Here is a 12,971-nt window from a genome sequence, read left to right as displayed (position 1 = left end):
CGCCCGGTCGGTCAATTCCGTTCGCCTTGCGTGCCGTTACAGCCCTATCCGGCGCATTGCTGGATGCGTACGGTCCGCAAGCACTCACGATACGTGCCGGAGGCAACCCGCAAAGTGGGGATGCGAGATCTCACGCCCCCAACACGGTTGCCCGACGGCCGCTACTTCTTCGGCGTGAAGGTGTCCGCCAGCGTCGCCCAGGTGGTCGTCCGCAGGTCGGTGCCCCACGCGGCGGCCTTCGCCGTGTACATCAGCGCGTACCCCTGACTGTCGCTCACGACGAACCCGCGGTCGATCGTGCGGTACGCCGTCCCGCCCTCCGTGTAGGTGAACTCCCAGTCGGCCGTGTTCCAGCTCCGGTAGTTCATCTTCTGTATTCGGACCCTCTTGTACTCGGAGCGCGTCATGTAGCGCTCCTGGTTCTTCCAGTCGGCGACCGGATCGTCCTTGGGCGTGGTCGTCCAGGCGACGAGCAGCGTCTGCCCGTCGGGGCCGGTGAAACGGTCCCCGGCGGAGTCGGAGGACTTGTACTTCCACCCCGTGGGCAGCCCGATCGAGTACCCCTGACCGCCCTTGTGCGTCGCCGCCTTGCTCTCCTCGGTGGCGGTGACGCCGGACCCGGCGCCCCCGGCCGTGGCGGTGTTGCTCGGCGTGACACCGGACGAGCTGCCGGCCTGCGCCGACGACCCGTCCGTACCGGTCCCGCTGCCCGAGTCCTCCTTGGTGTCGGCACTCGCGCTCCCGCCGGCCACCGTGCGGGAACCGCCGCTCGTCGAGCCGCCCGCAGTGTCGTCGTCACCGCCGAGCGTGAGGGCCAGCACGGTACCGAGCACCGCGAGCACCACGACCACGGCGATGATCACCAGCGTCCGCTTCGGCACCACGTCGGTCAGCGGCGCCCTGGGCACGGGCCGCGGCGGCAGGTCCGGCGGCGTCATCACGGGCCATCCCGAACTCCGGCCATCGTTCCCGCCGTTACCCCCCGCACCGAAACCGGAAGCGGAACCCGACCCGGAACCGGAACGTGCCGCAGGAACGGACGCCGACGCAGATGCCGCTCCGGACGCCGGCCTGGACGCCGACGTCGGTGCCGACGTCGAGTTCGATGCCGCCGTGGCCTTCGTCGTCGATGCAGCAGGCGCGGCTGCGGACGGGGCGGCGGCAGACGGCGCGGCGGCGGAACCGGTGGCCGTGGCCCCGGTCCCCCGTGCCGCCCCACCCTTCGGCGCCTCGCCCGCACTCACGGAACCGGAAGCACCCGGCCCGTTCGCCGACTTGGCGCGGGACGCGGCCGCCGAGGTCGCCGCCCCCGCCGCGACGGCGGCCTTCCGCACGGACCGGAACGCCCCGCGCAGCTTCTCGCCCGCCTCCGCGCCCGCCGAACTCCCCTTGCCTCCCGGGGCGTCCGGCTGGGCCGGCAGCGGCACGACCTTCGTCGCGTCCGCCGGCTCGGCATGACGCGGCTCGGGTGCGTGGAGTACCGCGTTGAGCATCGTCCGCGCCCCGGCGTCGTCGAGTCGGCGCGCGGGATCCTTGGTGAGCAGCCCGTAGATGACGTCCTTCAGCGGACCCGCGTTCTTCGGCTCCCCCAACTGCTCGGTCATCACCGCGGTGAGCGTCGCGATCGCGGAACCCTTGTCGTACGGGGGCGAGCCCTCGACCGACGCGTACAGCAGACCGCCGAGCGACCACAGGTCGGCCGCCGGTCCCGGCTTGTGGCCGCGAGCCCGCTCCGGGGAGATGTAGGAGGGGGCGCCGACGAGCATGCCGGTGGAGGTGATCGACGGGTCACCCTCGACCTGGGCGATGCCGAAGTCGGTGAGCACGACCCGGCCGTCCTCGGCGATCAGCACGTTCGACGGCTTCACGTCACGGTGCAGAATGCCCTCGCGGTGCGCCGACCGCAGCACGTCGAGGATCGCCAGCCCGACCTCGGCCGCACGCTTCGGCTCCAGCACGCCGTCCTCACGGATGACCTCGGCGAGCGACTTGCCCTCGACGAGCTCCATGACGATCCACGGACGGTCGTCCTCCTCGACGACGTCGAAGACCGTCACCGCGCTGTTGTTGCGGATCCGCGCGATGGCCTTGGCCTCGCGCAACGTCCGCGTGATCAGCCGCCGCTTCTCGTCCTCGTCGATGTTCCCCGGGAACCGCAGCTCCTTGACGGCGACCGTGCGTCCGAGGGTCTCGTCCTCGGCGCGCCACACCGTCCCCATGCCGCCGCGGCCGAGTACGTCTCCCAGCCGGTACCGCCCGGCGAGGAGACGTGCGCTCTTGTCCTGACGGGATGACCCCGCCCGCTCCGCCTCCGACATGCGTCCCCTCATGCAACCCGCCCTGACAGAGCTTCCATTGTCCCTCACCCGACAAGTGCCCGACGCCCAGGGTGCCCCTCATCGCATCCCGACCGCGCCCTGACGACCCCCCAGGAGTGGAGCATTCCGGCCAGAAGGTGCAGCACGCTCCGGCCAGGGAGCGCGGACGGGCCCCGATCGAGGGTCGGGGCCCGGGTGAAGCGGGCGTGACCGGGCACTGGATGATGGGCGCGCAAGGAAGAAGGACAGCAGGAAGAACGAAGAGGGAAACAGGACGGAGGATCCGTGACGCCACCGCTTCGGAGCCTCCTGGCCGTACCCGCGGCCCTGGTGCTCCTCGGTCTGCTCACGACCGGCTCGCAGGCCGCCCCCGTGCCGCCGACGGACTCCTTCCTCCCGCTGCTCCTCACCCGGGGCAAGGCGCCGGCCGCCGCCCTGCTGGCCCGTGAGGGGAGCGCCACCCGCTACGCCGAGGCGGGTCCGGGCATCTCCCGGTCCGAGCACTTCCGGGCCGGCAGCATCACGAAGACGTTCCTTGCGACCATCGTGCTCCAACTGGCCGCAGAACATCGGCTGTCGCTGTCCGACACGGTGGAGGCGCACCTGCCGGGACTGGTGCGCGGGGCCGGCAACGACGGGCGCGCGCTGACCCTTCGTTCCCTGCTCACCCACACCAGCGGCCTGTACGACTTCACCCGGGACACCGGGGGCCTCGTGCCCGTCGCTCCGCTTCAAGCCGTCCGTATCGCACTCACCCACCCTCCGGCCGACCTCGGCCGCTTCGCCTACTCCAACACCAACTACGTCCTGCTCGGCCTGATCGTCGAGCAGGTCACCGGTCGCTCGTACGCCACGGAGGCCGAGCGGCGGATCATCGCTCCCCTGCGTCTGACGGGCACCTCCTTTCCCGGCTCCCGCATCTCTCTGCCCTCCCCGCACGGCCGCGCCTACGACACGGACGGGACCGACGTCACCGAACTCGACCCACGGGTGTCCGGGGCCGCGGGCGAGCTGGTGACCACGCTCGCCGACCTGGACCGCTTCTACGCGGCGCTGCTCGGCGGCGAACTGCTGCCCCCGCGTTGGCTGCGCGAGATGCTCGACACCCGTGCCGCGCAGGGCTTGTACGGCATGGGCCTGTTCCCCGCGAAGCTCCCGTGCGGCGTCACGGTATGGGGGCACAACGGCCGGATCTCCGGCAGCTACGTGCGCACCGCGGCCACCGTCGACGGTCGGCGTGTCCTCACGTTCCGGGTGAACACGACGGCGATCGCAGATCCCGGCCTCGAACCGGCCTTGCTCGCCGCCGAGTTCTGCCCTCGCACCCCGTAGAACGACCCGGTTCCGAACGGAGATCCCGGATCGCGACACTCGTTCGAGTGAACCGGCAACGCGAAAGCCGGAGTCGGTCGAAAAAGACTGGCGTCGGGGCGGGTCGGCGTCGGGGCAGGTCAGATTCGGGGAGGCCGAAGTCGAAGCAGGCCCGAATCGGAGAAGGCCCAAGTCGAAGCAGGCCCGAATCGGAGAAGGCCCAAGTCGAAGCAGGCCCGAATCGGAAAAAGGTCCGAGTCGGGGCAGGTCCAAGTCGGGGCAGGTCAGAGGGGCACGATGTCCGGTGCGCCCAGTCGGGCCGCGTCCGCCGTCAGGTCGTCGGGCTGGCGTTGCGACTCCCGTTCGGCCTCCACCCGCTTCTCGTAGTGCCGGACCTCGCGCTCGATGTGGTCCTTGTCCCAGCCGAGGACCGGTGCCATCAGTTCGGCGGCCTCGCGGGCACTGCGCGTGCCGCGGTCGAAGGTCTCGATGGAGATGCGCGTGCGACGCGTCAGCACGTCGTCCAGGTGCCGTGCTCCCTCGTGGGAGGCGGCGTAGACGATCTCGGCGCGCAGGTAGTCGTCGGCGGTCTGGAGCGGCTCGCCGAGCGACGGGTCCGCCGCGATGAGCTCCAGCACCTCCTCCGCCATCGACCCGAAACGGTTCAGCAGGTGCTCCACCCGCACCACGTGCAGGCCCGTCCGCGCGGCGGTCCGCGCCCGCGCGTTCCACAGCGCCCGATAGCCCTCCGCGCCCAGCAGCGGCACGTCCTCCGTGACGCAGTCGGCGACCCGCTGGTCGAGCGCGCGCACCGCCTCGTCGGTCGCGTCCTTCGCCATCACCCGGTACGTCGTGTACTTGCCGCCCGCCACGACCACCAGCCCCGGCACCGGATGCGCGACGGTGTGCTCCCGCGACAGCTTGCTGGTGGCGTCGGACTCACCGGCCAGCAGCGGCCGTAGGCCCGCGTACACGCCCTCCACGTCGTCCCGGGTCAGCGGCACCGCGAGCACCGAGTTCACATGCTCGAGGAGGTAGTCGATGTCGGCGCTGGACGCGGCCGGGTGCGCCTTGTCGAGGTCCCAGTCGGTGTCGGTGGTGCCGATGATCCAGTGCCGGCCCCAGGGGATGACGAACAGCACGGACTTCTCGGTGCGCAGGATCAGTCCGGTGGAGGAGCTGATCCGGTCCCTCGGCACGACGAGGTGGATGCCCTTCGAGGCACGGACGTGGAACTGCCCCCGCTCCCCCACCATGGCCTGCGTGTCATCGGTCCACACGCCCGTGGCGTTGACGATCTGCCGGGCGCGGATCTCGTACTCTCCGCCAGCCTCGACGTCCTGCACACGCGCGCCGACGACCCGTTCGCCCTCGCGCAGGAAACCCGTCACCCGCGCGCGGTTGGCCGCCTTCGCCCCGTAGGCCGCCGCCGTGCGCACGAGGGTCGCGACGAAGCGGGCGTCGTCCATCTGGGCGTCGTAGTACTGCAACGCTCCCACCAGCGCGTCCTTCTTCAAGGCGGGGGCGACGCGCAGCGCGTGACGGCGGCTCAGGTGGCGGTGCGTCGGCAGACCCCGGCCGTGCCCGCGGGCCATGGACATCGCGTCGTAGAGCGCGACGCCCGAACCGGCGTACAGCCGTTCCCAGCCCTTGTGCTGGAGCGGATACAGGAAGGGCACCGGCTTCACGAGATGCGGAGCGAGCCGCTCCAGCAGCAGCCCGCGTTCCTTCAGCGCTTCCCGCACGAGGGCGAAGTCGAGCATCTCCAGGTAGCGCAGGCCGCCGTGGACCAGCTTGCTGGACCTGCTCGACGTGCCCGACGCCCAGTCGCGCGCCTCGACCAGACCCGTGGACAGGCCGCGCGTCACGGCGTCCAGGGCGGTGCCCGCGCCGACCACACCCGCTCCCACCACCAGCACGTCCAGTTCGCGCTCGGCCATGGCCGCCAGTGACTCGGCTCGTTGCGCCGGCCCCAGTGTCGCTGTCCTCACCGCTGCCTCCCGCTGTCGGTCGCGCCGGCCGCACCCGTCAGGGCAAGGCCCGGTCCGTAACCCTCATGCCCAAAATTCTGACCGTGTTGCCCGACTTCAGCCACCACTCACCCCCAGCCTGTGGACAACTCTCACGGAACCGGAGCGGACCTCCCGGAAAACAGGCCGGTCACACGCGGCCGGTCAACACGGCAGATCAACACAGCCGATCAATCCCGCATAACGGTCATATTTACTCCTAGTCTGACATTGCGCTCGCCCATCCTGTCCACAGGGCTTGCGCACCTGTCCCACCTCGGTTACTGGGAAGGACGGCATACGCCATGCCCGCAGATCTCGCCGTCATCGGACTCGGCCCGCTCGGCCTGCCCCTGGCCCAGGCCGCCGTGGCCGCCGGCATCCCCACCGTCGGCTACCGCACCGGCCCCGAGGCCGGCTCCCTCAGCCCCGCCGAACTGCGCCGGATGCTCTCGGGGGGTTTCCGGCCCGCCACCAACCCCGCCGAACTGGGCCGGGTGCGCACCGCCGTCATCTGCGCCCCGACCCCGCGCGACGCGGACGGCGGACTCGACCTGAGCCAGGTGGAGGCGGCCGCCCGCACCCTCGCCGGACACCTGCGCCCGCACACCACCGTGATCCTGGAGTCGCCCGTATACCCCGGGGCGACGGAGGAATTCCTGCGACCGCTGCTGGAGGAGACGTCCGGGCTCCGCGCGGGCCGCGACTTCCACCTCGCCTACTCCCCCAGCCGGGTCGACCCGGGCAACCGCGCCTTCACCCCGGCCACCACCCCGAAGGTCATCGGCGGACTCACCCCCGCGTGCACCGAGTCCGCCGCGGCCTTCTACGGCCGTCTCACCGACAAGGTGGTACGCGCGCGTGGCCTGCGGGAAGCCGAGACCGTGCAGCTCCTGGAGACCAACTTCCGGCATGTCAACATCGCCCTCGTCAACGAAATGGCCGTCCTCTGCCACGACTTGGGCGTCGACCTGTGGGACGTCGTCCGCTGCGCGGAGACCAAGCCGTTCGGCTTCGAGGCCTTCCGCCCGGGCCCCGGCGTCGGCGGCCACTCCGTCCCTCTGGACCGCACCGGCCACCCCGGCAGCCCCCTGCGCATGGTGGAACTCGCCCAGCAGGTCAACAGCCGCATGCCCCGCTACGTCGTCCAGCGCGCCGCCGCCCTCCTGAACGAGCACGGCAAGTCGGCGCGGGGCGCGCGTGTGCTGCTGCTCGGCGTCACCTACAAGCCCGACCTCGCCGACCAGCAGGGCACCCCCGCGCGCGAGATCGCGATCCGCCTGATGGAGCTGGGCGCGGCCGTCAGCTACCACGACCCGCACGTGCCGTCCTGGAGCGTCCTGGACCGCCCGGTCCCCCGCGCCGACTCCCTCTACGAGGCCGCCGCCGACGCCGACCTCACGATCCTCCTCCAGCAGCACCGCACGTACGACCTCCAGGGGCTGTCGGTGAAGGCCCAGCTGTTGCTGGACACGCGGGGGGCTACGCCCACGGGGGCGGCGCATCGGTTGTGAACCGGGGCGCACACGGCCGACCCGGGCTCCGGAGGCTGGTGGCGTACAGCATGGCTCGCCGGTAACGTACGAATTGGGTGGAGCCCACCGCAGCGGGAACTGCAGCGGGCTCCTGATGGATCACGGAGTGTCCGCCCCTAGTGTGTTTGGGGGCGGCCGCTCACCATCCGAAAATCCGCAAGATCCACCTCCTCCGGCACTGCACCATCCGAAGACGGAGTCGGTCCCAGCGGTTGGGCTTGCGGTGGCGTCCCATGGGCGCCCCCTTCCACGACGCCGCCCATGACCCGGTAGACGGCACGTTCAGGAACTCGGGCCGGGCCCCGAGGGCCGGGGTCCGGAACGATGTCCTTGGAAGGGGGCACCCCACACAACTGGGGCGCCGACACGGACGCTACCGCTCGCCACCCCCCTGACCAGCTCACATCCGCCCCGAACGCAACCGCACGCCCCCACCCCGCGCCACACGCCCCGGCCCGCCGGGCACGCGAAAGGGCACGCGAAAGGGGCCGGTCATCTCACTCGGGTGAGATGACCGGCCCCTTTCGAGGTTCTCCGCGTTGCCGGGGTTACCGCCGGTGCACCGAGTCCGCCACCGTGACCTCGACGCGCTGGAACTCCTTCAGCTCGCTGTAGCCGGTGGTGGCCATGGCGCGGCGCAGGGCGCCGAAGAAGTTCATCGAGCCGTCGGGCGTGTGCGAGGGGCCCGTCAGGACCTCCTCGATGGTGCCGACGGTGCCGAGGTCGACCTTCTTGCCGCGGGGCAGCTCCTCGTTGACGGCCTCCATGCCCCAGTGGTGGCCGCGGCCCGGCGCGTCGGTGGCGCGCGCGAGCGGGGAGCCCATCATCACCGAGTCGGCGCCGCAGGCGATCGCCTTGGGCAGGTCGCCGGACCAGCCGACGCCGCCGTCCGCGATCACGTGCACGTACCGGCCGCCGGACTCGTCCATGTAGTCGCGGCGGGCCGCCGCCACGTCCGCGACCGCCGTCGCCATCGGGACCTGGATGCCCAGCACGTTGCGCGTGGTGTGCGCCGCGCCGCCGCCGAAACCGACCAGGACACCCGCCGCGCCGGTGCGCATGAGGTGCAGGGCCGCCGTGTAGGTGGCGCAGCCGCCGACGATCACCGGGACGTCGAGCTCGTAGATGAACTGCTTCAGGTTCAGCGGCTCGTGCGAGCCGGAGACGTGCTCCGCCGACACCGTCGTACCGCGGATGACGAAGATGTCCACGCCCGCGTCGACGACGGCCTTGGAGAACTGGGCCGTGCGCTGCGGGGAGAGCGCGGCGGCCGTGACCACGCCGGAGTCGCGCACCTCCTTGATGCGCTGCCCGATCAGCTCCTCCTTGATGGGAGCGGCGTAGATCTCCTGGAGGCGACGGGTGGCCGCCTCGACGGGCAGGCCCACGATCTCGTCGAGCAGCGGCTGCGGGTCCTCGTGCCGCGTCCACAGACCCTCGAGGTTGAGGACGCCGAGGCCGCCGAGTTCGCCGATGCGGATCGCGGTGGCCGGGGAGACGACCGAGTCCATGGGGGCGGCCAGGAAGGGCAGCTCGAAACGGTAGGCGTCGATCTGCCAGGCGATCGAGACCTCCTTCGGGTCCCGGGTACGGCGGCTGGGGACGACGGCGATGTCGTCGAAGGCGTACGCCCGGCGGCCGCGCTTGCCGCGCCCGATCTCGATCTCAGTCACGTGTGTGGCCTTTCCCTGATGCGTTCAGCGTCTTCCAGTATCGCCGACGGGTACGACAAGGGCGGCCCCGGATGCTCCGGGACCGCCCTCGCCGTGTCTCACGCGCGCGTGACGACTACTTGTTGCTGTAGTTCGGTGCCTCGACCGTCATCTGGATGTCGTGCGGGTGGCTCTCCTTGAGGCCCGCGGAGGTGATCCGGACGAAGCGGCCCTTGGACTCCATCTCCTCGATGGTGGCGGCGCCCACGTAGCCCATGGTCTGGCGCAGACCGCCGACGAGCTGGTGCAGCACGTTGCCGAGCGGGCCGCGGTAGGGCACCTGGCCCTCGATGCCCTCGGGCACGAGCTTGTCGTCGGCGGCGACCTCGGCCTGGAAGTAGCGGTCCTTGGAGTACGACTTGGCCTGGCCGCGGGACTGCATGGCGCCCAGCGAGCCCATGCCGCGGTACGACTTGAACTGCTTGCCGTTGATGAACTGCAGCTCGCCCGGGGACTCCTCGCAGCCCGCGAGCAGCGAGCCCAGCATCACCGCGTCGGCGCCGGCGGCGAGCGCCTTGCCGATGTCGCCGGAGTACTGCAGGCCGCCGTCGCCGATCAGCGGGATCCCGGCGGGGCGGGCGGCGAGGGAGGCCTCGTAGATGGCGGTGACCTGGGGGACTCCGATGCCGGCGACCACGCGGGTGGTGCAGATCGAGCCGGGGCCGACACCGACCTTGATGCCGTCGACACCGGCGTCGATCAGGGCCTGGGCGCCGTCGCGGGTGGCGACGTTGCCGCCGATCACGTCGACGCGCACGCTCGACTTGATCTTCGACATCCAGCTGAGGGCGTTGCTGTTGTGGCCGTGCGAGGTGTCGACGACCAGGAAGTCCACGCCGGCCTCGGCGAGGGCCTGGGCGCGCTCCAGCGCCTCGGGGCTGGCGCCGACGGCGGCACCGACGAGGAGGCGGCCCTCGCCGTCCTTCGCGGCCCGGGGGTACTGCTCGGCCTTGACGAAGTCCTTGACCGTGATGAGGCCCTTGAGGACGCCCGCCTCGTCGACCAGGGGAAGCTTCTCGATCTTGTGGCGGCGCAGCAGCTCCATGGCGTCCGTGCCGGAGATGCCGACGTGGCCGGTGACCAGCGGCATCGGCGTCATGACCTCGCGCACCTGACGGGTGCGGTCGGACTCGAAGGCCATGTCGCGGTTGGTGACGATGCCGAGCAGCTTCTTGTCGCCGTCGGTGACCGGGACGCCGCTGATGCGGAACTTCGCGCACAGGGCGTCGGCCTCGGCCAGCGTCGCGTCCGGGTGCACCGTGATCGGGTCGGTGACCATGCCGGACTCGGAGCGCTTCACGAGGTCGACCTGGTTGACCTGGTCCTCGATGGAGAGGTTGCGGTGCAGCACGCCGACGCCGCCCTGGCGGGCCATCGCGATCGCCATGCGGGACTCGGTGACCTTGTCCATCGCCGCCGACAGCAGCGGGATGTTGACACGGACGTTGCGGGAGATGCGGGACGAGGTGTCGACCGCGTTGGGGAGCACCTCGGATGCGCCCGGCAGCAGCAGCACGTCGTCGTAGGTGAGCCCGAGGGTCGCGAATTTTCCGGGCACTCCGTCGACGTTGGCAGTCATGACACCTTCCCCATATGGCCTTGATCGGTGCGGATGTCCATGCTAACGGGAAGCGCACCTCCCGAATTCCACGGTCGGGTGTGACTACGGGCTTCGTATGTTCGTACGGAATCGGTGGGCGGCCCGTTCACCGAAGGCACTGGCGCCGTTACCGGGACCGCTACTGTTCGGCGAGCGCCCGCAGCCTGCTCAGCGCCCGGTGCTGGGCCACGCGGACCGCGCCGGGTGACATTCCCAACATCTGGCCGGTCTCCTCGGCGGTGAGGCCCACCGCGATGCGCAGCAGGAGCAGTTCCCGCTGGTTCTCGGGCAGGTTGGCCAGCAGTTCCTTGGCCCATTCGGCGTCGCTGCTGAGGAGGGCGCGCTCCTCGGGGCCGAGTGAGTCGTCCGGGCGTTCGGGCATCTCGTCGGACGGGACCGCCGTCGAGCCCGGGTGGCGCATCGCGGCGCGCTGGAGGTCGGCGACCTTGTGCGCGGCGATGGCGAAGACGAAGGCCTCGAAGGGCCTGCCGGTGTCCCGGTAGCGGGGCAGGGCGAGGAGGACCGCCACGCAGACCTCCTGGGCGAGGTCCTCCACGAAGTGGCGCGCGTCGCCGGGCAGCCGGGACAGCCGGGTGCGGCAGTAACGCAGCGCCAGGGGATGAACGTGGGCCAGCAGGTCGTGGGTGGCCTGCTCGTCGCCGTCCACGGCGCGATGGACGAGTGCCCCGATCGTCCCCACGGCAGTGACCGCCTCGTCATCGCGCATCGGTCCATGGTGCACTGCGGCCGGACCGGCCGCGGCACCGTGCCCGTCGTTGTGCACCGAAGCGTTATGAGCAGGTGCGCCGGAACTCATCCCCTGCGCCCTCCCCTTCCGCTCGACCGACTCGTCCCCGAGGAACTCCACACCTCAAGGATGCGGCATCCGCGGCGAAACGAGCAGCGGGCACCCGGCGGGACGAGGTGCCACTCCCGCCCGCCATGCGGTGGGAAGGGGCCTCGCCCGGCCTCCGGACCGCGTCTGAGCAGGGAGGTTCGCCCATGAGCCCGCTCCCCTCACTGAATGACCGATGTCACCCTGAACCGGTCCGATCCACCGGACGGCCCAGGACCTGTCCCACTGCGGACCGGTCCGGGCCTCGGGGCCGGGCAGACGGGAACGGTCCCTAACGAACCAGTCCCCAGCGGAAGCCGAGCGCCACGGCGTGCGCGCGGTCCGAGGCGCCGAGTTTCTTGAACAGCCGTCGGGCGTGCGTCTTGACCGTGTCCTCGGAGAGGAACAGCTCACGGCCGATCTCCGCGTTGGAGCGGCCGTGGCTCATGCCTTCGAGGACCTGGATCTCACGCGCGGTGAGCGTGGGCGCCGCACCCATCTCGGCCGAGCGCAGCCGACGGGGGGCCAGGCGCCAGGTCGGGTCCGCCAGGGCCTGGGTGACGGTCGCGCGCAACTCCGCGCGCGAGGCGTCCTTGTGCAGGTAGCCGCGGGCGCCGGCGGCGACCGCGAGGGCGACGCCGTCGAGGTCCTCGGCGACGGTCAGCATGATGATGCGTGCGCCGGGGTCGGCGGACAGCAGTCGCCGTACTGTCTCGACGCCGCCCAGTCCGGGCATGCGTACGTCCATCAGAATCAGGTCCGAGCGGTCGGCACCCCAGCGGCGGAGGACTTCCTCGCCGTTGGCCGCCGTCGTCACGCGCTCGACGCCGGGCACGGTCGCGACCGCGCGGCGGAGCGCCTCTCGGGCAAGCGGGGAGTCGTCGCAGACGAGGACGGAAGTCATGGCCGCCCTCCGCAGCTGATGCGCGTCACCTTGTGCCTCCAGGCTGGTACGAATCGTCACCTGTGCGGTCGACCGTCTCGGACGCCTGCCCGAGCGTTTGTGTTTTCAACCGCCACCGCACTCTCAACGACGGTCACTCGAAAGAGTTACGGGGCTGCGTGCATTCTTCGGCACTCTACGTGAGGGGCCGGACACAGAGGAGTCAGGCACACGGACCCTCAAGCTTTCATCACAACCGTGCCCCATTCAGCCCTATTTCTTCCCTTTCACTGGTGTCTGAGGCTAGATTCGCAATGAGTCATATTTTCATCTCCTTAGATCGTAGTTGTACGGTCGTGGACACCGTATCCGCTCAGAACGGCTACAAGGGGTCACGCAATGGCAGATTTCTCCCGCCTTCCCGGACCGAACGCGGACCTGTGGGACTGGCAGCTCCTGGCCGCCTGCCGCGGGGTGGACAGTTCGCTCTTCTTCCATCCGGAGGGTGAGCGCGGGGCGGCTCGGAGCGCTCGAGAGAACTCGGCCAAGGAGGTCTGCATGAGGTGCCCGGTCCGCGCGCAGTGCGCGGCGCATGCGCTGGCCGTACGCGAGCCGTACGGCGTGTGGGGCGGGTTGACCGAGGACGAGCGCGAAGAGCTCATGGGGCGGGCGCGCAACCGCCTGGTGTCGGCGTCGTCGGGCGCGAGAGACGCCGCTTCGAACACATGAAAGAACGTTTCTTCAGAGCGGAGGGCACGCGCGCGTGCC

At 70.7% G+C, this 12,971-nt stretch carries 9 protein-coding genes; 3 read left to right on the top strand and 6 right to left on the bottom strand.

Translation table 11 applies throughout. The features are described from left to right. Positions 1-161: 161 nt before the first annotated feature. A complete protein-coding gene (locus tag OG289_RS30895; RefSeq protein ID WP_327317309.1) occupies positions 162-2,318 on the bottom strand; it encodes a serine/threonine-protein kinase in 2,157 nt (718 codons plus the stop codon). Positions 2,319-2,603: 285 nt separating this feature from the next. On the opposite strand from OG289_RS30895, the gene OG289_RS30890 reads away from it, so the two are divergent. After that, positions 2,604-3,650 carry a serine hydrolase domain-containing protein gene (locus OG289_RS30890; protein ID WP_327317308.1) on the top strand — a complete coding sequence of 349 codons (1,047 nt, stop codon included), beginning with the start codon at positions 2,604-2,606 and terminating at the stop codon, positions 3,648-3,650. A 263-nt stretch (positions 3,651-3,913) separates the two neighbouring features. On the opposite strand, the gene OG289_RS30885 is transcribed toward OG289_RS30890, so the two are convergent. Next, entirely contained in the window at positions 3,914-5,620 is a 1,707-nt protein-coding gene (locus OG289_RS30885; RefSeq protein ID WP_327317307.1) for a glycerol-3-phosphate dehydrogenase/oxidase, read from the bottom strand. A 323-nt stretch (positions 5,621-5,943) separates the two neighbouring features. Between OG289_RS30885 and OG289_RS30880 the strand changes: the two genes are divergently transcribed. Then, positions 5,944-7,152 (top strand): nucleotide sugar dehydrogenase, encoded by a 1,209-nt coding sequence (locus OG289_RS30880; protein WP_327317306.1) that lies wholly within the window; start codon positions 5,944-5,946, stop codon positions 7,150-7,152. Positions 7,153-7,721: 569 nt separating this feature from the next. On the opposite strand, the gene OG289_RS30875 is transcribed toward OG289_RS30880, so the two are convergent. The 4 genes from OG289_RS30875 to OG289_RS30860 form a co-directional block, all read right to left on the bottom strand. Continuing rightward, a complete protein-coding gene (locus OG289_RS30875; RefSeq protein WP_327317305.1) occupies positions 7,722-8,846 on the bottom strand; it encodes a GuaB3 family IMP dehydrogenase-related protein in 1,125 nt (374 codons plus the stop codon). Between the two features lie 115 nt (positions 8,847-8,961). After that, a complete protein-coding gene (gene guaB, locus OG289_RS30870; protein ID WP_327317304.1) occupies positions 8,962-10,464 on the bottom strand; it encodes an IMP dehydrogenase in 1,503 nt (500 codons plus the stop codon). 160 nt (positions 10,465-10,624) lie between these two features. Further along, complete coding sequence (locus tag OG289_RS30865) at positions 10,625-11,212, bottom strand: sigma-70 family RNA polymerase sigma factor (protein WP_327317303.1); 588 nt, start codon at positions 11,210-11,212, stop codon at positions 10,625-10,627. A 400-nt stretch (positions 11,213-11,612) separates the two neighbouring features. Beyond that, positions 11,613-12,224 (bottom strand): response regulator transcription factor, encoded by a 612-nt coding sequence (locus OG289_RS30860; RefSeq protein ID WP_003948568.1) that lies wholly within the window; start codon positions 12,222-12,224, stop codon positions 11,613-11,615. Between the two features lie 378 nt (positions 12,225-12,602). On the opposite strand from OG289_RS30860, the gene OG289_RS30855 reads away from it, so the two are divergent. Next, on the top strand, positions 12,603-12,932 hold the full coding sequence (locus OG289_RS30855; RefSeq protein WP_109003076.1) for a WhiB family transcriptional regulator: 330 nt from the start codon (positions 12,603-12,605) through the stop codon (positions 12,930-12,932). Positions 12,933-12,971 lie beyond the last annotated feature (39 nt).

The sequence above is a fragment of the Streptomyces sp. NBC_01235 genome (genome assembly GCF_035989285.1).
Lineage (GTDB): Bacteria > Actinomycetota > Actinomycetes > Streptomycetales > Streptomycetaceae > Streptomyces.
Note: the sequence above shows the minus strand (reverse complement) of the source record. Positions and strands in the feature narration are given on the sequence as shown.